We start from the raw sequence: 22199 nt of genomic DNA, 5'->3' as shown, positions 1-22199 counted from the left end.
GCGTTCCGGCGCGCGGGGCCCTTCGCGCGTCCCCGGACGCTCAGAAACCGCGCCATTCAAGCCCTTCGGCGGCCCGCTTCGCACCGAACGCCCCGCTTTCGCCTGGCACGTCGTGAGTACAGTCGGCGGGAAAGCCGGGTTCGAAGGACCCGCCAGGAGAGGAAAGCATGACACTCAAGCGGACTCAGAGGTTCGCCGCGACGCTGACCCTCGCGGCGCTGGTCGCCGTGGGCGCGGCGGCGTGCGGCGACAAGGCGGAGGTCCAGGGCGGCGGCGACGGCGCGAACCTCGGCACCGAGCACAGCACCCCCGCCGACGCCACGGCCGCCGTGGCGCTGGCCGCGGAGAAGACCGCGCAGCAGTCGTACCGCATGACGATGACGGTCGACCCGGAACTCAGCATGGAGGCCGTCGTCGACCCGGTGGCCGGCACCGGTCACACCACGACGTCCATCAGTGCCGAGGGCATGTCGATGGAGTCCGAGATGATCATCATCGGCGAGGACATCTACATGAAGACCGTCGGCGGGCCGCTGGCCTCCGACAAGTGGATGCACCTGAAGTCCGACGGCCTCGGCGAGGCCTTCTCGGCCAGCCAGGTCGACCCGGCGGAGTTCCTCGACCAGGCGAAGGACGTCACGCAGGTCGACGAGTTCACCTACACCGGCGTGATCGACATGTCCACGATGGACACCGGCGCCTTCGGCGGCGGGCACGGCGAGAAGTTCGGCGCGGCCGCGTCGGAGATCCCCTTCACCCTGACGCTCGACGACCAGGGCCGCCTGTCCCGCATGGAGGTCACCATGAAGGGCATGGGCGACGACAACGGCGACCGCACGGCCGTGGTCACCATGAGCGACTACGGCACTCCCGTCGAGGTCACCGCTCCCCCGGCCGATGAGGTCGAGGAGATGCCCGGCTTCGGCGACTAGGCGACCAGGGCACGGCACGGCCCCGCTTCGGCGGGGCCGTCGCTATTTGTGCGGCGGGGCGGCCGCGCCGCACTGACCGCAGAACTTCGCCTCGCCCAGGATCTCGCTGCCGCAACGGGTGCAGTAGCGCACCAGCCGCGACGGCGGGGTCGCCGGAGGTCCGCTCACCGGCGCGGGCGGCGCGCTGACCGGAGGTCCCGACACCGGCGACCCTGGCATGACCGACGGCGGAATCGGAGACGGGGCGGGCGGCTGGACCGGCGCGGGCGCCGGCGCCTCCGGGAAGGGCTGTCCGGCGACGCGGTACAGCGCGCGGCCGGTGACGTCCATGGCGCCGCGCGTCAGTCCCGGATTGCTCAGCGCCTTCCAGACTTTCAGGCCGACGTTGCCCGAGGCGGCGCCGGCCTGCACGACCGTGTGGTTGCCCCGGCCCTCGATGTAGATCATCAGCTCGGGCTTCGGCTGCTGGAAGGCCTGGTTGGTCGGGCGGATCAGGTAGACGTAGACCGCCGTCGCCGACACGGGGTGGGTCTGCACGTGGAATCCGGAGGTCTGGAAGTGCACCGCGACCTGCTCGACGACCGGCGCCAGATCGGGCACGGTCACCCAGAAGAGCTGTTGCGAGTTGAACGGATCCACCAGGGCACCTCCGTGCGCGCACTGTACGACTCCAGCGCACTCTATGCCACGCGCGCGAGCGCGGCACCGGGCGAGACCCGGTGCCGCGAGCCGTGTCGGGATCAGGCGAGCGCCTTCTCCCCGGTCCGCGCGAGCGCGCCCCGCCCGCAGGTCCGGCAGGCTCCCCGCCTGCGCTGGAGGTATGCCAGGGCCGCCAGGAGCAGCGCCCCGCCCCACACCGGCCACAGCGTCTCGGGCATGTTGGTCGCCCAGTTGCCCTCGACGCCCATGGTGAAGGCCAGCCGGATGTACATGGTCCCCGCCGAGGTGACCAGGAGCGCCACCACCGTCGCGGGGACGACGGCCAGCATCACCGGGACGCGGCGGCCGCGCAGGCCGATCATCCAGCGGGGGAAGACCTCTCCCCAGCGCTGGATCAGGCCGAGGGTCAGCAGCGCGCCGAGGGCGCCCATGCTCGCCAGGGCCGCGCCCGCGATCCACAGGCCGACCTCCTTGCCCTCCCGGTAGAACTCCTCCTCCAGGCCGATGGGCCAGCCCAGCGCCCACGCCCAGCGGGTCGCGCAGTAGAGCAGTGGGACCACCATGGCGACGATGACGGCGGGTCTGCCCCAGCGGACGAGGCCGTGGCCGTCGTGGACGTCGTCGCGGCCGCAGTTGCCGCAGGCTCCGCGCGTCTTGCGCAGGTAGGCCACGGCGGTGAAGACCCACGCGAGGGCGAGCAGCAGCAACAGGGTCAGGTTGATCGACGGCCAGTTGGCCAGCGCGCCGATGCTGACGCCCTCGGGCCAACCGAACAGGAGCTTGCCGACGCCGAGGATCGGCAGGTAGGCGACCACGGTCAGCGGCCGGTAGTCCTGCACGACGACGCCCAGCCCGACGGCGAACACTCCCGCGACGGCGACCAGGGCGCCCCGGAGGGCTCCCCGGCCGATCCCGCGCGCCATGAGCAGGGCGGCGACCGCGCCGAACACGCCGACGGCGGCGATGATCGGGCCGGCGGCCTCGGGGGTCGAGACGCCGAGGAGGTTGGCGTGCAGCGCGTTGGTGCCCTCCTCGACCATGTCGGGGTCCCCGACGCCGAAGGGGAACCCGGGGCCGCCGAGGGCCCAGAGGAGACCGAGCGCGCCGTAGACCAGACTCGCCGCGGCGGTGACGTAGCCGATGAGATGGGGCCAGTTCTTTCGCATGCCCCCAGCCTGTGCGGATCCGGCCCCTGGTCCCATGTGCCGACCGGCCACCCTTCCCGCCGCACACGGCGGCCGCTAGGCCGAACGGCACATCGCCGGGCCCGCCGACCGCGAATAGGCTGGTGATCATGCGGAAATGGCGGTCGGCGACGGCGGTGGCGGGCGTCGCGGTGATGTTCGGCGGCTACGCGCTGTTCCCCGCGCCCGTCCGCAGCTCCGTGGTCCCCTTCCTCGTGTGCCTCGCCGTGCTGGGCGTCTTCGCGACCTGGCCGCGCTCACGCCGGGCGGCGCCCTACGTCGGCATCGCCGTCGGCGCTCTCTCCCTCGTCGTCACCGCCGGGTACCTGGCCTTCGTCGACCCCGGCGGGGAGCCGTCGGGCAACGAGGGCAAGTGGATGCTGCTCGAACCGGTCGTCACGGTCGTGTTCGTCTACCTGCCGGTGCGCTGGGCGCCGCCGCGCCTCGCGGTGCTCGGGGGCACGCTGCCCGCGCTGGCCGTCGCCGCCTCGGTCATGCGATACGTCCCCGCCGACGACTGGTGGACGCGCTTCGCCGGGGGCCTGCTGTGGCTGATCCCGTCCCTGGCCGTCGGCACGATCGCCTGGTACCTGCGCAGCATGGACACCGCCCGCGACCGCGCCGTCGCCGAGGCCCGCCGGGCCCAGCGCCTCGACCTCGCCGGGGACCTGCACGACTTCGTCGCCCACGACGTCAGCGAGATGGTCGCCCAGGCCCAGGCCGTGCGGATGGTGCTCGCCAACGGCGACCCGCGTCTCGAGGAGGCGCTGGGGCGCATCGAGAAGGCCGGGCTGCGGGCGCTGGAGTCGATGGACCGGACCGTGCACATGCTCCGCGACGCAGGAGAGGCCGCGCGCGAGCCGGTCGGTGTGCTGGCCGACCTGCCGCCGCTCGTCGAGCGCTTCGCCGGCGGCGGCGGCGCGCGGATCCGGCTGTCGATGCCCGAGGAGCCCGCCGTCACGCGGGAGGCCGCCGCCGTCGCCTACCGGGTGGTGGTCGAGGCCCTGACGAACATCCGCCGCCACGCCCCGAACGCCTCCACGGTGGACGTGACGCTGTCCGTCGGCGACGGTTCCCTGCTCGTGTCGGTCACCGACGACGGCGCCGGCGAACCCCGCCAGTCCTCCCGCGCGCACGCCGGGCTGGGGATCCCCGGCCTCACCGAACGCGTCGAGTCGCTGCGCGGGAGCCTCACCGCCGGGCCGCACCGCCCGCGAGGCTGGCGGCTGACCGCGACCATCCCACTGACCGCCGAGCAGGATTGAGAACCGCCATGTCGATACGCATCCTCATCGCCGACGACCAGGAGGGCATCCGCGACGCCTTCCGGCTCGTCCTCGACGCGCAACCCGACATGACGGTCGTCGCCGAGGCCGCCGACGGGCTCTCGGCGCTGTCGCAGGCCCGCCATCTGCGACCCGACGTCGTCCTGGCCGACATCCGCATGCCCGGCCTCGACGGCCTCGAACTGACCCGGCGGCTCGCCGGACCCGGCGTCGCCGACCCGATGCGCGTCATCGTCGTCACCACCTTCGACCTCGACGAGTACGTGCACACGGCCCTGCGCGACGGCGCCTGCGGCTATCTGCTGAAGCGCTCCGGACCGACCCTGCTCATCGAGGCGATCCGCGCGGCGATGGCCGGCGACACCCTCATCAGCCCCCAGATCACCGTCCGCCTGCTGCGCAAGATGATCCCCGCGAGCACCGCGCCGGCGCCGGCCACCGAGCCGCTCAGCGAGCGCGAACTGGAGGTCGTGCGCCTCGTCGCGGCCGGCCGCACCAACGCCGAGATCGCCGCCGAGCTGTTCATCAGCCCCGGCACGGTCAAGAACCATCTGGCCAACGTGCAGCGCAAACTCCGCGTGGCCAACCGCGTCGGCGTGGCCGCGTGGGCCTGGTCGACCGGGCAGGTCCGGCCCTGACGGAAATGGTCACAAGCTCGCCCCCACCCTGTCAGCGGCCGGTAACGCCTGTGTAATGCTGGGCCGAGACCGGCAGCGCCGCCGAGCCCCTCGGAAGTCGCACGACCCCCAGCAATCCGCTGTGAGAGGAGCCCGCGGTGGCCGATATCCGCATTCCCGATGAGCTCAAGCCCGCCGACGGCCGTTTCGGTTCCGGTCCGAGCAAGGTGCGCCCCGAGGCCGTCGCCGCGCTGGCCGACAAGGCCGTCTCCTTCCTGGGCACCTCGCACCGTCAGGCGACGGTGAAGAACGAGGTCGGCCGTCTCCGCGAAGGTCTGGCGACGCTGTTCTCCGCGCCCGAGGGCTACGAGGTCATCCTCGGCAACGGCGGCACCACGGCGCTGTGGGACGCGATGGTGTTCGGGCTGGTCAAGGAGAAGGCGCAGCTGGCCACCTTCGGCGAGTTCGGCGCGAAGTTCGCCAAGGCGATCAAGAACGCGCCCTTCCTGAGCGAACCGACCGTCCACAAGGGAGAACCGGGTGGCGCGGCCGAGCTGTCCTATGAGGACGGTGTGGACCTGTACGGCGTGCCCCACAACGAGACCTCGACCGGTGTCGCCGTCGACGTGCGGCGGGTCGCCCACGACGGTGCCCTCACCGTGCACGACGCCACCTCCGCCGCCGCGGGGCTCCCCGTCGACCTCGCCGAGTCGGACGTCTACTACTTCGCGCCCCAGAAGGGCTTCGGCTCCGACGGCGGGCTGTGGATCGGGTTGTTCTCGCCGGCCGCGCTCGACCGCGTCGCCGAGATCAAGGCCACCGGTCGCTGGATTCCCGACTTCCTCGACCTGGCCACCGCCGTCGACAACTCGCTGAAGAACCAGACGTACAACACCCCCGCGCTGGCCACCATCTTCCTGGCCGCCGAGCAGACCGACTGGTTCAACGCCAACGGCGGCCTCGACTACGCCGTCGGCCGCAGTGCGGCCTCGGCCGCCAACATCTACGGCTGGGCCGACAAGTCCGAGTACGCCACCCCCTTCGTGACCGACACGTCGCTGCGCTCCAACGTCGTCGCCACCATCGACTTCGCCGACTCCATCGACGCCGCCGCACTTGCCAAGACACTGCGGGCGAACGGGATCGTGGACACCGAGCCGTACCGCAAGCTGGGCAGGAACCAGCTGCGGGTGGCGCTGTACCCGACGGTGGACCCGGCGGACGTGGCGAAGCTGACGGAGTCGATCGACTACGTGGTGGAGCGGTTGTAGGTAGAGGTTGTAGAGGCGTGGTCGCAGGAAAGAGCCACCCGCACCTCCTCTAACCGGGGTAGCGGTGAATGCCGTGCCCGGCGGGAATCGGGCTTCGCCGCATCGGCTTGACCGGTGGCCCGGCCTTCGCGGTGTCACGCTTAGGCGGAAGGAACGTGAGGGGCGCCTACGGGCGCCCCTTTTCCGCGCCCCACCCCACTGTCGCCCCCACCACCCTCCTCCCCGTCCCCCCGTGCCCCCTCGACCCGGCTGGCTATCGTGGATCCCCCCTCCCGAGGAGCCCTCCGTGACCCCACCCCGTGCCCGCCGCGTGCCCGCTCCCGGCACGCACCCGGCCGTCGCGAAGTACGACTACGCCTCCGCCTACGAACTCCCCGCCCCGCCGACGCCGCCGATCCCGGAGTGGTGGGCGCGCGCGGTGTTCGAGCACGCCCCGGCCTTCGCCGCACGCTTCATCGTCTTCGGCTGGCGGGGTGTCCTCGGCCTGAAGCTGGGGTCGCCGCGGGCACCGGAGCTGGTGGCGGGCTGGCCGATCATCGCCGCGGACGGCGGCGAACTGGTGATGGGCGCGTCGTCGTGGCTTCTCGACACGCAGAACATCGTCACCGTCACCCCCGCGAAGATCACCTGGATCACGGTGGTGCGCTACCGGCGTCCGCTCGGCCGCGTCGTGTGGGCCCTGGCGGCGCTCGTCCACCACCGGGCGATCACCGGCCTGCTCTCCCGCGCGGCACGCTCACTGCGCTGGTAGCGCCGAAACGGGCCAGCGCCCGAGCACGTCGTAGTGCACCGCCCCATTACCCCCGCGACTTTCCACGAGAGTGATCTCCCCGACCTCCCACGCCGGCCCCCGGTAGGCGGCGAGGGTCTCCAGGTCGGCGGCGATGTCGGCACCGGTCGTCGCGGCGCCCGGCCGCGCCAACGTCAGGTGCGCCTTCAGCGGCCGCGCGTCGAAGCCGATCCCTTGGGCCGCGAGGTGTGCCCGCACGGTCTCGGCGAGGGCCGTCAACGGCCCGGTGTCACCGTCGACGGCGGCCCACAGCACGTGGGCGCGCCCTTCGCGTTCGAAGACGCCACCCCCGGCGACCGTCAGCCGGACGGGCGGCGCGTGGCGGGCCTCGCCGGCGGCCCCGGCGAGCGCGCGGTGCACGTCGTCGACGCGGGAGCTCTCGACGTGGCCGATGAAGGCCAGGGTGAAATGCCATTGGCGGCGGGGCATCGGGCGTGCCCGGGAGGTGTGGAGGGCCTCGGCGACGGGGCCGAGATCGGCCACGGCCCCTTCGGGCGGGTATACCGCCACGAAGAGGCGCGTGGTCGTCACTGCCGATCCTGAGGCTCGCGTCGAGTCTCGTCGATGTGCAGGCCGGCGAGCTGGAGAGCGCCGGTGACCCGGACGCGTTCGATCTCCAGGTCGATGCCTTCGAGACCGTCGAGGTGCTCGTCGATGCCGAGGGCGGCGCTGGCCTGACGCAGGGCCCGGTCGCGGGCTTCGCGCAGGCCGGTGCTTCGTGCTCCGGCACCGGCGCGGGCCAGTGCCGTCGACAGTCGGCGCAGTTCGGCCGCCGTCTCTTCGATGGGGGGTTGCGGGGTCGGACGCATCTTGGGCAGTTTCCGCTTGGCGGCCTCGGCCCGTTCGGTCATCTCGTCGGCGTTCACCACCAACCAGGCGATCACGCACGGAAGGCTCGCCAGCGTCACCAACGCCAGCACCACTACGAGTGCGCGTACCACGTTCACGTACTTGAGCTTACGTCCGCGCGCAAGCCCTTTGCGTCCGCGCGTGGTCTCACTGGGTGAAGGAGGCCAGCATCCGATGTAGACGGCCGGCTTCCTCGGCATCGCCTTCGATGGTGACCTTTTCGTCGGGAACCCTGCGCCAGAGCCAGAGCAGGACGTCAGTGGGGTCACCGCTGACGCGGGCGGCCGCCTCGACGTCCTCCTCGCCTTCGGTCACGGTGATCGATTCAGGGCTGACGCGGACGGTGAACTCCCGGTCTCCTGTGGCGATCACCACGGGTTCTCCGGTTCCGTCGGCGATGACGGGCGCGCACTCCTCGGGCCAGCGGGTGTAGGCCCAGGCGAAGAAGATGTTGAGGATCTCGTCGACGCCGTCGACGGCGATCTCCTCGGGGATCGGGGTGATCTCGACGCCGGCGGCCAGTTCGGCGTCGACGCGGTGGACGGCGGTCTCCATGGCCATGCGGCGCGCCCAGAAGCCGACGGTCTGGTCGGGCTCGTACCAGGTGTAGGCGGGCGAGGCGGCCGCGCGGCCGGTGAACTCGGCCAGCAGGTGGCCGAGGGCGGTGCGCATCCGGGTCAGCGGCGTCGTGGTGGGACGCTCCGGAGGCCAGGGCTGGGGTTCGGCGCCGTACTTGATGCACAGGGTCTTGTGCTCATAGACTTCCCCCAGATGGTGCACAAGGTCCGTGACCGTCCATTCCGGACAGCTCGGCACCTTGGCATCCATGTGACCGTCGACGACTTCGGCCAAGCGCGCCGCGTCGGCGGTCAGACTTGCTGTGTAGCGGGACCACTCCATGCGCTCCACCATGACACGGCATCGCAACGGTCAGCAGCGGGTTCGCCGGAATGTAAGGACCCCCATTGGGTGATGGTCATAACATGCCCTGGAATTAAGGAGTAAGGCGCGGTAATGTCAGTGGGCGATCAGGAGTAAGGCTCTCTACTTTCGGGAGGCGTAACGCCCACAATGAGACATCAGCTCGCAGACACCTTCAGATCACTCAAGGTACGCAACTTCCGGCTCTTCCTCACCGGACAGCTGATCGCTCTCGTGGGCACGTGGATGCGCTTCATCGCGCTCGACTGGCTCGCCCTGGACCTGTCGAACAACTCCGGCACGGCCCTCGGCCTCGTCACCGCCTTCCAGCTCGCCCCCACCCTCCTGTTCGCCCTCTACGCCGGCAAACTCGCCGACCGCTTCGACAAGCGCCGCATCCTCCAGTGGTGCAACGCCATCTGGTTCGTGCTCACCTCGGCCCTGGCCGTCCTGGTCATCAGCGGCAACATCCAGCTCTGGCAGATCTACGCCTTCTCACTGACCCTCGGCGTGGTCAGCGCCCTGGAGATCCCGACGCGCCAGGCCTTCGCCTCCGAACTCGTCGGCGCCGAACTCCTCCCCAACGCGCTCGCCCTCAACGGCGCCACCTTCAACAGCGCCCGCATCGTCGGGCCCGCCATCGCCGGTGTGCTGATCGCGCTCATCGGCATCGGCCCCATCTTCGCCATCAACGCCGTCACACTCCTTGTAACGGTCGTCACCATGGCGATGATGAACCCCGACGAACTCCAGCGGGCACCGCGCACGGGCGCCAGCGGCACCGTCCGCGAAGGCCTCGCCTACGTCCGCCGCCGACCCGACCTGCTGCTCCCCCTCGCGCTGGTCCTCATCGTCGGCGGCTTCGGCTTCAACTTCCAGGTCACCCTCGCCCTGCTGGCCAAGTCCGAGTTCGGCACCGGACCGGCCGCCTTCGGGCTGCTCACGACCGCCCTGGCCGTCGGAGCGCTCGCCGGTGCCCTGGGCGGCACCAAGCGCCGCCGGCGCCCCAGCGTGTACCTGGTCCTCGGCGCGGCCATCGGCTTCGGGATCCTGGAGATCCTGGCCGGCTTCGCCCCCAGCTTCGCCGTCGCCGTCGCCCTGCTCGTCCCCACCGGCTTCCTCATGGTGTTCTTCGCACAGGCCGCCAACCAGCGCGTCCAGCTCGGCGTGTCGGCACAGATGCGCGGCCGCGTCATGGCCCTCTACGTGATGGTCTTCCTCGGCTCGGCGCCGATCATCGCCCCCATCGTCGGCTGGCTCGCCGAACTGCTCGGCCCCCGCTCCGGCCTGTGGGTCGGCGGCGCCCTCTCGCTCCTGGCGGGCCTCACCGCCCTGGTCTACCGGACCCGCCGCCGCGACGTGAAGGTCACCCTCGAACGCCGCCCGCGCCCCCACCTGGTGTTCAGCGAGCCCGACGGCGAGGCCTTCTCCTTCCCCTACGGCACCAAGTGGGAAAAGGCGGCGTAGGACGGCCGCGACGGTATGCCCCGGTCACAGCAGTAGGTTCTCACCGGTCGTCGCGATGACGGCACACGCGAGAAAGGACCCGATGTGGCCGGGGATCCCCTGCTGACAGCGCGTTTCGAGGAGAACCGCTCCCGCCTGCGCGCGGTCGCCTACCGCATGCTCGGCTCCATGAGCGAAGCCGAGGACGCCGTCCAGGAGACCTGGCTGCGCCTCGACCGCACCGCCGCCGAGGAGATCGAGAACCTCCCGGGATGGCTGACCACCGTCATCGGCCGCATCTGCCTGAACATGCTCCGCTCGCGCCAGACCAAACGCGAGGACCCCCTCGACGTCCACGTCCCCGAGCCGGTCGTGTCCAAAGAAAGCGGCCAGGACCCCGAGCAGGAGGCCCTGCTCGCCGACTCCGTCGGCCTGGCGCTCATGGTCGTCCTCGACACGCTCGTTCCCGCCGAGCGCTTCGCCTTCGTCCTGCACGACATGTTCGCCGTCCCCTTCGACGACATCGCGCCGATCCTCGAACGCACCCCGGCCGCGGCCCGTCAGCTCGCCAGCCGCGCGCGCCGCCGCGTCCAGAACCAGGCCCCCGCACCCGATCCCGACCTCGCCCGGCAGCGCGAGGTCGTCGACGCGTTCTTCGCCGCGGCCCGCCACGGCGACTTCGAGGCGCTCGTCGCCGTTCTCGACCCCGACGTCGTCCTGCGCTCCGACGGCGGCGCCAAGCGGCCCGCCCTCAACGTCCTTCTCAACGGCGCCAAGACGATCGCCTCCCAGGCGGTCACCTGGGGCGGCCTCAGCCCCTTCGCGCGGCCCGCGCTGGTCAACGGCGCCGCCGGAGTCGTCGTGGTCCCCGAACGCGACGTCGTGTCGATCATGGCCTTCACCGTCACCGGCGGCCGGATCGTCGCCATCGACGTCCTCGCCGACCCCGAACGGCTCGGAAGGCTCGACCTCGCCGCGTTCGCCGGTTAAGCAGCCCGCAGCAGGGCGGCGATACCGGCGGCCGTCTCGCCGACGGTGTCGGCGGCGATGTCGAGCGGCGTGCGGCCGAGATCGTCGACCGCGCCCGGGTCGGCGCCCGCGGCGAGCAGGATCGCGGCGAGTTCGCCGCCGCGCGGCCACACCGCCAGAAACCACGGGTGCGCGGCCCACACGGCGGCGTGCAGCGGCGTGTATCCCGGGCGCAGTCCGCGGCCCCGAAGCCGTTCCACGCCGACGATTCCGCGCATGGTGCCCGGGTCGCCGGTGACGACCGCGTGCACGTTCGCGCCCGCGTCCACAAGGGACCGGACGAGTTCCGGCGAACCGGAGGTCAGCGCGGCCAGGTGCAGCGGTGTGACACCCGACTTGTCGACCGGCGCGAGTGAGGCCCCGGCGGCCAGGAATTCCCGGACGGTGGCCAGATCGCCGTAGGCGCAGGCGTGCGCCAACGCGTCCTTCGCCGCCGGCGGCCGCCGCTCCCGGATCTTCGCCAGCCGCACCGACAAGGGCTTCGGTTTGGGCGCCCGGCGAACGCCGCCCCGCTCGACGCGGTAGGTCGGCGGGTCGTCGTCGGCGGCGGCCTCGCCGAGGTCGACGAGGAGGTCGAAACCGCTCTCGTCGAAACCGATCCGGTACCACGGCCGCACCGGCTTGAGGCGACCCCGGCCGACCTCGCCCGCCGAGGGCACGTGGATCTCGACGTCGACACCGCCGTCCTTGACCAGCAGAACCTGCCGCGCCGGACGCTCGGCGGCCAGGAAAGCCCGCACGGCGAGGGGAACAGCATGCGGGCCGGCCGGAGTGCCCGCGGAGGCGCTGTGCGGCAGGAAGCCGGTGGGGACGCGTGCGCCGAGCCGGCCGAGTTGCGCGAGCACGTCCGGGGACAGGCCGGGAACGTCGGTCATCGCGGCAGTGTAGGCCGCGCCGCCGACGATCCGGCTGTTCCCGATCGCCGCTGCGGCACCAGCATCAGCCTGCCGCGCTGGCCAACCGCCGTCGAGCCGGATGTGCGCGGCGACGGCGTCGGCCGGCGAGTAGGTCGCCGGCACGCGCGGTGTGAGCGCGCCCTTCTCGACGAGCGAGGCCGGCTCCGCTCGGCGTAGGCGCCGAGCGTTTTCACCAGCGCGCTGTGCAGGGCCATCACCGCCTCGCCGGCGGCCGGGCCCACGACGCCCGCGCCGACCGCGCCGACCGCGCCGACGACGCGCGCGAGACCCCGCCGGTGAGCGAGCTCGACCGGCGGGGCCGACACCTAGGGCTCCAGCACGATCCGGCCGCGCAACCCGCCCTTGACGAAGCGCCCGAAGGCCGCCGCGATCTCGCCGAGCGGATAGGTCTCGGCGACCCGCAGGTCGAGCCGCCCGGCGTCGCTGAGCGCGACCAGCTCGGCGAGGGCGGCGGAGTCGGCGTGGATGAGGATGTCGTGCACCGTGATGTTCCGCAGGGCGGGCACGGTTCCCACCAGCATCGCGATGCCTCCGCCGTTGCGGACGGCGTCGAGGGCCGCGATGCCGAGCACGGCGGCGTCGAGGGCTCCGTCCACACCGGACGGATAGATCGCCCGGACGGCTTCGCCGACGTCCTCCCCGCGCTCGATCACGTGGCGGGCGCCCAGTGAGCGCAGGAGTTCGGCGTCACCGGGACCGCCCTGTGCCACGACCTCGATGCCGCGCCCGGCGGCCAGTTGCACGGCGAAGGCGCCGAGCGTCCCCGCCGCCCCGGTGACCAGCAGCGTCCGGCCGGCCTTGAGGTCGAGTGCGGCCAGCGCCTGCCAGGCCGTCAGGCCGGGAAGCGGAAGTGTCGCCGCCTGTGCCGTGGTCGCCTTTGCGGGAGCCTTGGCGATCTGGCCGAGGTCGGCGATCACGTATTCGGCGAAGGACCCGCGCGGCGCCCCTACCCGGTCGAGGATTCCGGCGACCTCGTCGCCGACGGCGAAGGCGGCGACGCCGGGGCCGACGGCGTCGACGGTGCCCGCGAAGTCCCACCCGAGCCCGATCCGGGCGCGCTCGGGGGCGTTGCCGACCTGGTGCATGACACCGGCGGCGGTGACGAGGTCGACGGGATTGACCGCGGCGGCGGCGACCCGCACCCGGACCTGACCGGTGCGGGGCTCGACGAGCGGGAGTTCGACGATCTCGACCACATCGGGTCCACCGAACGAGTGGATGACGGCGGCTCGCATGTTCTCTCCTTGAGGTGGATCACTCGGGGTTACCGGCGCAACGTTAGGACGGCTACTCTCCAACGGAAAGAAGGCACCTGAAAGTGCGTACGTCACCCCAAGGAGAGCCATGCCGACCCTCACGGCCGCCGGCCGGCGCGAGCGCGAACGCCGCGACTACGACGCCTACCTCGCCGAATGCCCCTCGCACAACCTCCTGGCGCAGATCAGCGGCAAGTGGATCACCCTGCTGGTCTCGGCCCTGGCCGAGGGCACCCGGCGCTACAGCGACCTGTCGCGGGCGATTCCCAGCGTCAGCCAGAAGATGCTGACCCAGTCACTGCGGACGATGGAGCGCGACGGCCTGATCACCAGGACGGTCACCGCGGCCGTTCCGGTCCGCGTGGAATACGAACTGACCGCTCTGGGAAAGAGCCTCGTCGTGCTGCTGACGCAGGTGAAGGACTGGGCGGAGTCCAATATGGACGACGTTTATCGGGCACGGCTGGAATACGACGCGCGCGAGGAGAGCGAGCCCGTCGCGGCACTGAACAGACGCCCATGAAATACCCGATAGGCGATATCCCCCACTCGGGCCGCTGATACGTCCGAACGTCCACAGTATTCACTGACTACCGGTACTACCCTGGGGAAACACGTCTTTCGAGAGGGGTACGGCATGGGGGACGTACGGACGACCATCGAAGAACAGCTGACCGCCGTCACGGAGCTGCGCTCGACCTTAGGCGCCCTCGTCGTCGCCGCGACCAACGCCGACAACTCGATCACCGTGCACGTCGACACCAACGGCCGGGTGGCCGGTCTGCGGCTATCGCCCGAGGCCGTCGGCCGCGGGCACGAACTGCTGGCCGAGGAGATCATGCACGTCATGTGGGCCGGTCAGTGGCAGGTCACCGCGCAGGTCGAGCAGACCGTGCGCGAGGCCCTGTCGGGCGACCCGGAACTGGCGCGCACCATCCGGCGCGCCTACGACCTGCGAGACCAGCGCCCGCTCTGATTCCCTTGCCGCGACCGGCTCTCCGCTCGCGTTCATCCACGGTAGACGGTCCGGACGGGACGCCGAGGCGCCCCGTCCGAACCGGTGCCGGGTGCTTCCTCGCTAGATCGCGGTCTCCACCGTGATCGTGTCGTTGCCGCAGTCGGCCGAGATCGACTCGATCGCGGACTTCTCACCTTCGTCGATCGTCAGCCGCCAGCGCAGCTTCACGGCGACCCACTCGGAGATGTACTGGCAGTGCACCTCGCCGACCGACGGCATCCATTCGGCCGGGTCCTGATCGGACTTCTCCTGGTTGGCGTTGTCGGTCACCGCGATCAGGTCGCGGTCGTCGCCCAGGTCGTTGGCGAACTGCTCGCGCTGTTCGGCCGTCCAGTCGGAGGCTCCGGAATCCCAGGCCTCGGCCAGCGGCACGAAGTGATCGATGTCCAGGTCGGCCGGGGCCGTCCAGGTCGCACCGTCGTAGTAGGAGAACCAGCTGCCGCCGGACAACTGGCAGTCGCCGGAGACATCGGGAGCCTCGACCGCTTCGGCGATGAGGACCTCGTAGCGGGTGTTGCACCCGTCGCCGTCCTCGTCGACCCAGTGTTCGAACTTGTCGCGGTCGTAACCTGTGCGGTCCTCGTCGGCCACCTGCAGCTCGGCGATGGCGTCCTTCAACGGCAGAGAGATCGTCTCCGCCTGCGCGGACTCGGATAGAAGTACGCCGCAGGCGGTCAAAGCGACCGCACACAGCGTACCCACCAGTGCTTTCTTCATCGGCGATTCTTTCCTTGTGAGGGAATGGATCGGGTTCGGGCACGGACGCCCCCATGATTCCCATGGATATCCATATCCACAAGTTTTGAAACGTCTAAAGAGGACGAGGCCTACCCGTAGGTAAGTTGTCTTGACACGATCTGGTCATGCATGAAAACCTTCGCGCACAGATCCCCCCTCGTCTGGAGGCACGGCACATGCGCGAACGCTTCTTAAGAGTCCTCTCCACGATCGTCCTCGCCCTGTCGACCACGCTCATCGTGGTCACGGGCACGTCGGCACCGGCATCCGCCGACGGTTGCTACACCTGGGGCCGGACCCTCTCGCAGGGCGCCAGCGGCGCCGACGTCACCGAGCTGCAGGTCCGCGTGTCGGGATACCCCGGCTACGGCGCGGTTCTGGCGCTCGACGGCGCCTTCGGGCCCGCCACGAGGTCGGCGGTCATCCGCTTCCAGCAGGCCTACGGCCTGGCGGCGGACGGCATCGCCGGTCCCGCGACCTTCAACAAGATCTACGAGCTGCAGGACAACGACTGCACGCCGATCCACTTCACGTACGCGGAACTGAACAACTGCAACTCCACCTGGGCAGGCGGCAACGTCTCGGCGGCGACCGCCAAGCGCAACGCCCTGGTGAGCATGTGGAAGCTCGAAGCGCTCCGGCACGCGCTCGGCGACCAGTCCATCCGGGTCACCTCCGGCTTCCGCAGCGTGGCGTGCAACAACGCCGCCGGCGGATCGGCGACCAGCCGCCACCTCTACGGTGACGCCGTCGACCTCGGGGTCTCTCCGCACTCGCTGTGCACGCTGGCCAAGCAGGCCCGCAGCCACGGCTTCCGCGAGATCCTGGGCCCGGGCTACCCCGACCACAACGACCACACCCACGTCGCGAACCGGTCCAGCCAGTTCTGGTCGGCCCCCAGCTGCGGCATCTAGTAGTGGTGTGACCGGACGGGGCGACCCGACCGGAAAAACCGGCAACATGGACAGCGAGGCCGAAGGCCGCAGCGGCGATGCCGCTGCGGCCTTCGGGCTTGTGCGGCCCAGTGGGCCGACGTCCGGCGAGTGAGCCTTGAGGCCGTCCACTGCGAGCGGTCGTGGACATGACGGAGGCCGGGACGCGTGTCGCGTCCCGGCCTCCGTGAAAGCTGAGGGTGTCAGCCCAGTCGGACGGTGGCCCGAGCCGGCGCCAGGACCTTCTCTCCGCCGCTGGTGACGGTCAGGTTGATCTCGGCGAGGCCGTCGCCGAGGAGCTTGCGGACCGCGCCGGTCACGGTGACCTCGGCGCCGCCGTCGGCGGGTACCACGATCGGCTTGGCGAAGCGGACCGTGTAGTCGGTGATCGCCTCGGCGTCACCCGCCCACTCGGTCACCGCACGGGCCGCCAGGCCCATCGTGAACATGCCGTGCGCGATCACACCGGGCAGCCCGGCGGCCTGAGCCGCCGCGTCGTCCTGGTGGATCGGGTTCTGGTCGCCCGACGCGTCGGCGTAGGCGACCAGGTCGGCGCGCGTCACGGTGAACGCGGCCTCGATCACCTCGGCGCCGACGGTGAGCTCGTCGTAGGCCGGCATCACAGGTCACCCCGAACGAACAGCGTGGTCCACACCGTCGACACGAGATCGCCGCCGACGGTCACTTCGGTGCGCGTGGTCAGCACGTCGTTGCCCGCGACGGTCTTGATGCTCTCGACGTGCACGAGGCAGCTGATCTCGTCGCCGGCGCGAACCGGACGCACATGAGCGAAGCGCTGCTCACGGTGCAGGACACGGGTGAAGTCGAGCCCGAACTCGGGGTCGTCGACCAGCCGGTTCGACGCCGGGAGCGTGTGCGACACCAGGAACGTCGGCGAGGCCGTCGTCCGGTCGGACTTCGCTCCGAGCGCGGCCGCGAACGCGCCGATCTCCTCGGCGGTCACGACGTGCGGCTCGGTCGCCGGGAGCGTTCGCCCGACGTACGAGGTGTTGAGCAACGCCCTAGCGGGTCTCGCGGTGCGGGGTGCTCGCGTTGCAACGGGCGCAGTACTTCTTCAGCTCAAGACGGTCGGGGTTGTTCCGACGGTTCTTCTTGGTGATGTAGTTGCGCTCCTTGCACTCCACACACGCCATCGTGATCTTGGGTCGGACGTCAGTAGCCTTCGCCACGGCGGAGTGCCTTCCTACTACGGTGGTGCGTAAACACAGCAAGTCTGACCACCGGAAAGGCGGCCAGCACGCCACTCTACCAGCGCCCACCGGAAGCCGACCAATGGCGGGGGTGGGGGCAGAGCACGGCCATGGGTGGGGGTGGCGGCGGTCACCGACGCGCCGGGGTTCGGCGGGGAAAGTGCGGTGGTTGGGGGCGGTTTGGATCGGTGGTTCAGGGCGCGGTTCCGGGACTGCGGACGGCCGGTCCCACGGCGGCCCGGCCGACCGGGCACGAGACCTTCGCCTCGCATGCCGACCGTTCGCGCCGGCGGCCACACGGCCCGCGCCGCCCCGGTCACGACACCTCCGGCGCCACCGCCCCGCCCGCCATCGCGTCGCTCAGCGCTGCCGCCGGTACTCGGCGGCGATTCGGTGACGCACGCCGCACCTCGCCGCGACCCTCGATCCAGGTCCCAACCCGGCTCCGAGCGCGACCCGGCGCCCACACCCCGGAACACAAAAAAGACCCGGCGCCCCAAGGACGTCCGGGTCGTATCTGTAGCGGTGGGCGGACTTGAACCGCCGACACAACGATTATGAGCCGTTTGCTCTACCACCTGAGCTACACCGCCAAGTGCCGGCCTTCGCCGGAGTGGAATTTCAGAGCCCCTTTACGGAATCGAACCGTAGACCTTCTCCTTACCATGGAGACGCTCTGCCGACTGAGCTAAAGGGGCATTTCACCGCCCCAGTGGGGCGCGCCTGGATAAGGGTACATGAGCCCGCCACCCCCGCGAAACCGGGTATCGCGGTCCCTCAGATCGCCCGCAGCCTCCGCACGGTGGCACCCTCTTCGCCCTGCTCGGACGCGGTCGCCGGCTCCTCCGCCTGGGCGTTGAGCCACGCGTCGAGACGCTCCGACGACAGCGGCCTGGAGAACAAGAACCCCTGCCCGATGTCGCAGCCGATCTCGGTCAGCAGCGCCAGCGTCATCTCGCTCTCGACGCCCTCGGCGACCACCGACAGCCCGAAGTGGCGGGACAGGTCGACGACCGCGCGCACGATCGCCAGGTCGCCGGGATCGGTGGCCATGCCCTGCACGAAACCGCGGTCGATCTTCACCTCGTGCACGGGCAGGCGCCGCAGATACGACAGCGACGAGTACCCGGTCCCGAAGTCGTCGACGGACAGCCGCACCCCTAGCTCGTGGAGCCGGTGGAGGGTGGGGAGGGGCCGGTCGGGGTCGCCGACCATCCCGTCCTCGGTGATCTCCAGCGTCAACTGCTCGGGCGGCACGCCGTACTCGCTCAGGAGGCCGTCGACGATGGTCGGGAACTCCGGGTCGGAGACCGTGCGCGGCGAGAGGTTCACCGCGACGGTCAGCGGCCGCCCCTGAATGGCCCAGTCACGGCAGTGCTTGAGGCCGTCCCGCAGCACGAACTCGGTCAGCCGGGCGAGCTGGCCGGTGTGCTCGGCGACGGGCACGAAGTCTTCCGGCGGCACCTCACCATGGGTGGGATGCGTCCAGCGGGCGAGGCACTCGACGCCGAGGACCGTGCGGGTCGCCAGGTCGATCTTCGGCTGGTAGTGGACCGACAGCTCACCGGTGTCGAAGGCGCGGCGCAGGTCACTGGCCAGCCCGAGGCGGCGCACCGAGCGCGATTCGAGGCCGACGTTGAACAACTGCACGCCGGAGGAGACGTTGCGGGCGGCGTAGGTGGCGACGTCGGCGCGCTGGAGGAGCCCGTCGGCGGAATCGCCGTGCTCGGGGTGGATCGCCACACCGACGGCGGCGTCGACGTCCACGTCGAGACTGCCGAGCAGGAAGGGCTGCTGGAGCCCCGACCGCATGGTGCGGGCCAGTTCGAGGGCGTACTCGGTGGCGCCGGTGCGGAACACGACGGCGAACTCGTCGCCGCCGATCCGGCCGATGTGGGCCGAGTCGGGCGCGAGTTCGCGCAGCCGCCGGGCGACCTCGACGAGCAGCTCGTCACCGGCGGCGAAGCCGAGGGAGTCGTTGACCTCGCGCATGCCGTCGACGTCGAAGACGAGGACCGCGACGAACTCGCCGGGCACCTCGCGGCTGATCGACTCCTCAAGGGCGAGCATCGAGCGGCGGCGGTTGGGCAGACGCGTCAGCGAGTCGTGGTAGGCGTCGAAGCGGAGGCGGTCGACGAGCCGGGCGTTCTCGACGGCGACGCCGACGTGCGCGGTGAGCGTCTCCAGGAGCGTCTGGTCGGCCGTCCGGAAACGCAGCAGCGCCCCGCCCAGCCGGTTGGTCACCGCGAGGCAGCCGAAGACGGCCTGCCCGGAGCGCAGCGGCGTCACGATGGTCTCGCGCGCGCCGGAGCCGTGCAGGATCTCGCGGTGGGCCTGCTCGCCGTGGATGTCGCTGACGAAGAGGGTCTCGCCGGAGCGGATCACCTCGTCGCGCAGTTCGACGGGCACCGGACTGGTGTCGATGAGGCCGAGGTCGTCGAGGCGCGCCGACAGCAGCAGCTCGGGGAAGCGCCCGTCGGCCGGGACCCACACCGTGGCGCTCTCGGCGTTGAGGAGGGAGCGGACGCGGCCGAGCATGACGTCGACGAGCCGGCCGCTCTGCGTCGCCTCGGCGACCTTGCGGGTGAAGTCGTTGAGGTCGGTCAGCGATCGGCGTTGTTCCAGGAGTCTGGAGTACCCGCGATAGATGCTGATCACGACGGTCACGAGGACGATGATCAGCACGCCGGCCCATGGCGTGGCCGTCAGCGAGAGCAGGATGACGAGCCCGAGGACGCCGTTGACGGCGGTGAGCAGGAGGGTGGCGATCATCGTGCGCAGAACGCTCTCGATGCCGCCCCAGCCTTGGAGGACGGTGATGATGGCCGTGACGCAGGTGCCGGTCACCGCGCTGCCGAACATGACACCGCACAGCAGCACCAGCCAGGTGCGCGGCTCGGTCGCGGTGCCGGGCTCGAAACCCAGTCCCATCACGAGGAGCGCGGCGGAGGCGGCGGCCGTGCCGTGGGCGACGACGTTGAACACGACCTGGACGGGCGTGTGTCTGCCGCGGATGAGCCGGTATCCGTAGAGAAGGAGGCTCGCGGCGACCTTGACGACGATCACCCAGAAGGGCGGGAGGAAGTAGAGGGCGAGCACCAGCGGTACGTCACCGGCGGTGGTCGAGAAGCTCTCGCGTCCGACGGTGAAGCGGAGGGCGACCGAGCTGCTGACGACCATGGCCGCCACGAACAGGCCGAGTACGACCAGCTCGGGCACCGACCCGCGGGCAGGGTGGGTCATCAAGACGAGAGGCGCGGCCACGACCCCGATTCCGGCGGTCATTCCCCATGCGGCGAGCCCGCCGCGCCTGACCGGCTGGGTCGATTGGGGCAACGCGGCCGCCTCTCAAATACGTGCTAAAGGAAACCGTTCACGACCCTGAGTGACTCAGGTCCATTCGTGCTCGTTCTCGGTAATGACGGCTCCGGTCGCGTTGTCCGAGGCGCCCGCTGAGGCAGCGGCCGTGATCGAGATGCCGACGGCCGCGAGGGCCACGGCGGCGACGATGACGAGGCGCTTGATGATGCGCGTCATCTTGCTCCTCCTTCTGGGTCTGGGGGACGTCCATCCGAGGGTGGGCTTAGCTTCTAGGCCCCGTGCCCACATCGTGTCACAGCTTTCCGCATATCTGAAAGACGGAGTCCCCACACTCTGCCGTCGATGAATCAACATACACCTAAATGCCAGGTTTCTACGCATGCCAATTTCGCGTGTGTTCGACCTCTCGCAAAACTCCCCCGGGAGTGGCGCGGCCGGCCACCCCTATCAAGCCGGGACAGACCATTACAGGCCCGGCCTTGCGCGCATCCCAGGCCTTCCACCCGCACGTCGTGGGCGTCATCGGCCGTCCGGCCGCTCACGACGACCGAAGCGTCCAGCCGTTCATGGACGTCGGTGTACAGATCTATATCAACCGCGCAACGCTCTACTACGGCCGAAAGTCCCTTGTGTACCGGAGTCGTCACTCAGCGTCCTTTCGGATGGACAATGCCGACCGTTCGAAGGACCCCAGTCGAGCTATCCGAATCGCGTCGCGGAGCCCCCGGTGCCTTTACCGCCATTTGAACTTCGACGCGATCAACACGGCGTGTCCCGTCGTGCTCGTCCACCGACGGAGAGGCACCGCGACTTAGCGCCCTGTACATCGGCCTTCACCAGCGGCGGGACCCCCGGAGCTTGGGGCAACAGCCGAAGTCGATCTGTCGGACGCGCGTGGCACTATGCGTGGCATGCCTGCGAACGACTCCACATCGGACTTTCCCGCCGCCGACGGCGTGACGGGCGACAGCTGGACCCCGGCCGGTGACGGTTACGAACTGCGTCTCGACGGAACGCTGCTGCGCTGTCGCAACGCGTCGGGCCGGGAGCTCAAGACCGTCCCCAAGAAGGTCCGGGAGTCGACCATCGGGCAGACCCTCCAGGCCGTGCGGGACTGGCTCGTCGAGCACGACCGCGAATGCCTCGACTCGGTGGAGACCTGGCTGCTGGCGGCGACCCCGCTGCCGGGCCGCCTGATCGCCGAGGTCTGGCCGGACCCCTCCTGGCGGCAGGCGCTGGAGAACCTGGTCATCGCCGACCTCACCGAACCGCCGACCGTCGGACTCCTCCGCGGGGTCGACGCCGAAGGCCGCATCGGCCTGGTCGACCTCGACGCCGAAACGGTCTGGGTCCACCCCGAGCGTCTCCTCATCGCCCACCCGGTTCTCCTGGAGGAGCTCGACGAGTGGCGCGGGCTGGTCGCCGAACTCGGCGTCAGACAGGAGATCCCGCAGCTCGCCAGAGACGTCTACCTCCCCGGCGACGCCCTCGCCCCCGAGGTCGCCACGATCATCCGCTACGCCAACGCGCGCTTCGACGAGCTCCAGCAGGCGACCGGCCTCGCCCAGCGCCTCGGCTTCTCCGTGCGCGCGGGCTGGGCGACCTGCCAGGTCGCCGACGCCGGCGCCGCCCGCCAGGCCCGCTACTGGCTCGGCGCGGACGACCCCTGGTCGCCGACCACGACCGGCGAGCTCATCTTCGTCGACGCCGAGGAGGAGCAGGTCCCGCTGGCGCAGGTCGGGCCGATCGCGTGGTCGGAGGGCATCCGGATGGCCGAGTTGATATTCGCGGCCCGGTCCAACAAGGAGGGCGAAGCCTGAG

At 70.6% G+C, this 22199-nt stretch carries 24 protein-coding genes and 2 tRNA genes; 11 read left to right on the top strand and 15 right to left on the bottom strand.

Annotation, left to right across the window (positions count from 1 at the left end):
- The first annotated feature begins 167 nt into the window (after nt 1-167).
- Nucleotides 168-932, top strand: coding sequence for a DUF6612 family protein (locus tag AB0I28_RS07595; RefSeq protein WP_357490638.1), 765 nt, complete (start codon nt 168-170; stop codon nt 930-932).
- 42 nt (nt 933-974) lie between these two features.
- Here AB0I28_RS07595 and AB0I28_RS07590 read toward each other — a convergent pair whose 3' ends face one another.
- Nucleotides 975-1571 carry a zinc ribbon domain-containing protein gene (locus AB0I28_RS07590; RefSeq protein WP_357490637.1) on the bottom strand — a complete coding sequence of 199 codons (597 nt, stop codon included), beginning with the start codon at nt 1569-1571 and terminating at the stop codon, nt 975-977.
- A gap of 101 nt (nt 1572-1672) precedes the next feature.
- Nucleotides 1673-2758, bottom strand: coding sequence for a hypothetical protein (locus AB0I28_RS07585; RefSeq protein WP_357490635.1), 1086 nt, complete (start codon nt 2756-2758; stop codon nt 1673-1675).
- A gap of 128 nt (nt 2759-2886) precedes the next feature.
- Here AB0I28_RS07585 and AB0I28_RS07580 point away from each other — a divergent pair, with 128 nt between their 5' ends.
- From AB0I28_RS07580 to AB0I28_RS07565, 4 genes are all read left to right on the top strand, one after another.
- Nucleotides 2887-4041: an ATP-binding protein gene (locus AB0I28_RS07580; RefSeq protein WP_357490633.1), complete on the top strand. Its 1155-nt coding sequence runs from the start codon at nt 2887-2889 to the stop codon at nt 4039-4041.
- Nucleotides 4042-4049: 8 nt separating this feature from the next.
- A complete protein-coding gene (locus AB0I28_RS07575; protein WP_357490631.1) occupies nt 4050-4700 on the top strand; it encodes a response regulator transcription factor in 651 nt (216 codons plus the stop codon).
- 137 nt (nt 4701-4837) lie between these two features.
- Nucleotides 4838-5950, top strand: coding sequence for a phosphoserine transaminase (serC, locus tag AB0I28_RS07570; RefSeq protein WP_357490629.1), 1113 nt, complete (start codon nt 4838-4840; stop codon nt 5948-5950).
- 286 nt (nt 5951-6236) lie between these two features.
- Nucleotides 6237-6701, top strand: coding sequence for a hypothetical protein (locus tag AB0I28_RS07565; RefSeq protein ID WP_357490627.1), 465 nt, complete (start codon nt 6237-6239; stop codon nt 6699-6701).
- Here the strand turns inward: AB0I28_RS07565 and thpR are convergent.
- The 3 genes from thpR to AB0I28_RS07550 are packed head-to-tail and all read right to left on the bottom strand — an operon-like array spanning nt 6687 to nt 8489.
- Nucleotides 6687-7271: an RNA 2',3'-cyclic phosphodiesterase gene (thpR, locus tag AB0I28_RS07560; RefSeq protein WP_357490625.1), complete on the bottom strand. Its 585-nt coding sequence runs from the start codon at nt 7269-7271 to the stop codon at nt 6687-6689. The two genes, AB0I28_RS07565 and thpR, sit on opposite strands and share 15 nt — an antisense overlap.
- Nucleotides 7268-7687, bottom strand: coding sequence for a hypothetical protein (locus AB0I28_RS07555; protein WP_357490623.1), 420 nt, complete (start codon nt 7685-7687; stop codon nt 7268-7270). The genes thpR and AB0I28_RS07555 overlap by 4 nt, the downstream gene beginning before the upstream one ends.
- Nucleotides 7688-7736: 49 nt before the next feature.
- Nucleotides 7737-8489, bottom strand: coding sequence for a maleylpyruvate isomerase family mycothiol-dependent enzyme (locus tag AB0I28_RS07550; protein WP_357490621.1), 753 nt, complete (start codon nt 8487-8489; stop codon nt 7737-7739).
- Nucleotides 8490-8660: 171 nt separating this feature from the next.
- Between AB0I28_RS07550 and AB0I28_RS07545 the strand changes: the two genes are divergently transcribed.
- Nucleotides 8661-9977, top strand: coding sequence for an MFS transporter (locus tag AB0I28_RS07545; RefSeq protein ID WP_357490619.1), 1317 nt, complete (start codon nt 8661-8663; stop codon nt 9975-9977).
- A gap of 84 nt (nt 9978-10061) precedes the next feature.
- The gene (gene sigJ / locus AB0I28_RS07540; RefSeq protein ID WP_357490617.1) at nt 10062-10946 is read left to right on the top strand and encodes an RNA polymerase sigma factor SigJ; all 885 of its coding nucleotides are present in this window, start codon (nt 10062-10064) and stop codon (nt 10944-10946) included.
- Here the strand turns inward: sigJ and AB0I28_RS07535 are convergent.
- Nucleotides 10943-11860, bottom strand: coding sequence for an ankyrin repeat domain-containing protein (locus AB0I28_RS07535; protein WP_357490615.1), 918 nt, complete (start codon nt 11858-11860; stop codon nt 10943-10945). The genes sigJ and AB0I28_RS07535 overlap by 4 nt on opposite strands.
- Before the next feature lie 347 nt (nt 11861-12207).
- A complete protein-coding gene (locus AB0I28_RS07530) occupies nt 12208-13137 on the bottom strand; it encodes an NADP-dependent oxidoreductase (RefSeq protein WP_357490613.1) in 930 nt (309 codons plus the stop codon).
- 109 nt (nt 13138-13246) lie between these two features.
- Here AB0I28_RS07530 and AB0I28_RS07525 point away from each other — a divergent pair, with 109 nt between their 5' ends.
- Both AB0I28_RS07525 and AB0I28_RS07520 read left to right on the top strand, forming a co-directional pair.
- Nucleotides 13247-13681, top strand: a complete 435-nt coding sequence (locus tag AB0I28_RS07525; RefSeq protein WP_357490611.1) for a helix-turn-helix domain-containing protein — start codon at nt 13247-13249, stop codon at nt 13679-13681.
- 114 nt (nt 13682-13795) lie between these two features.
- Nucleotides 13796-14134, top strand: a complete 339-nt coding sequence (locus AB0I28_RS07520; RefSeq protein ID WP_357490609.1) for a YbaB/EbfC family nucleoid-associated protein — start codon at nt 13796-13798, stop codon at nt 14132-14134.
- A gap of 102 nt (nt 14135-14236) precedes the next feature.
- Here AB0I28_RS07520 and AB0I28_RS07515 read toward each other — a convergent pair whose 3' ends face one another.
- Nucleotides 14237-14893, bottom strand: coding sequence for an HNH endonuclease family protein (locus AB0I28_RS07515; RefSeq protein WP_357490608.1), 657 nt, complete (start codon nt 14891-14893; stop codon nt 14237-14239).
- Nucleotides 14894-15039: 146 nt separating this feature from the next.
- Between AB0I28_RS07515 and AB0I28_RS07510 the strand changes: the two genes are divergently transcribed.
- Nucleotides 15040-15828 carry a D-Ala-D-Ala carboxypeptidase family metallohydrolase gene (locus AB0I28_RS07510; RefSeq protein ID WP_357490606.1) on the top strand — a complete coding sequence of 263 codons (789 nt, stop codon included), beginning with the start codon at nt 15040-15042 and terminating at the stop codon, nt 15826-15828.
- A 221-nt stretch (nt 15829-16049) separates the two neighbouring features.
- On the opposite strand, the gene AB0I28_RS07505 is transcribed toward AB0I28_RS07510, so the two are convergent.
- The 7 genes from AB0I28_RS07505 to AB0I28_RS07475 form a co-directional block, all read right to left on the bottom strand.
- Entirely contained in the window at nt 16050-16466 is a 417-nt protein-coding gene (locus tag AB0I28_RS07505) for a MaoC/PaaZ C-terminal domain-containing protein (protein WP_357490604.1), read from the bottom strand.
- A complete protein-coding gene (locus AB0I28_RS07500; protein ID WP_357490602.1) occupies nt 16466-16864 on the bottom strand; it encodes a MaoC family dehydratase N-terminal domain-containing protein in 399 nt (132 codons plus the stop codon). Before AB0I28_RS07500 ends, AB0I28_RS07505 begins: the two co-directional genes overlap by 1 nt.
- A gap of 4 nt (nt 16865-16868) precedes the next feature.
- Complete coding sequence (rpmG, locus tag AB0I28_RS07495; RefSeq protein ID WP_357490600.1) at nt 16869-17036, bottom strand: 50S ribosomal protein L33; 168 nt, start codon at nt 17034-17036, stop codon at nt 16869-16871.
- A gap of 541 nt (nt 17037-17577) precedes the next feature.
- Nucleotides 17578-17650 (bottom strand) — tRNA-Met (locus tag AB0I28_RS07490).
- A 32-nt stretch (nt 17651-17682) separates the two neighbouring features.
- A tRNA-Thr gene (locus tag AB0I28_RS07485) sits at nt 17683-17755 on the bottom strand.
- A gap of 79 nt (nt 17756-17834) precedes the next feature.
- Nucleotides 17835-20393, bottom strand: a complete 2559-nt coding sequence (locus AB0I28_RS07480; protein WP_357490598.1) for a bifunctional diguanylate cyclase/phosphodiesterase — start codon at nt 20391-20393, stop codon at nt 17835-17837.
- A 54-nt stretch (nt 20394-20447) separates the two neighbouring features.
- Entirely contained in the window at nt 20448-20594 is a 147-nt protein-coding gene (locus tag AB0I28_RS07475; RefSeq protein WP_357490596.1) for a hypothetical protein, read from the bottom strand.
- A gap of 695 nt (nt 20595-21289) precedes the next feature.
- Here AB0I28_RS07475 and AB0I28_RS07470 point away from each other — a divergent pair.
- Entirely contained in the window at nt 21290-22198 is a 909-nt protein-coding gene (locus tag AB0I28_RS07470) for a DUF4132 domain-containing protein (RefSeq protein WP_357490594.1), read from the top strand.
- Nucleotide 22199 lies beyond the last annotated feature (1 nt).

This window comes from Phytomonospora sp. NPDC050363, from assembly GCF_040655735.1.
Lineage (GTDB): Bacteria > Actinomycetota > Actinomycetes > Mycobacteriales > Micromonosporaceae > Phytomonospora.
This window is presented reverse-complemented; position numbering and strand designations above follow the sequence as displayed.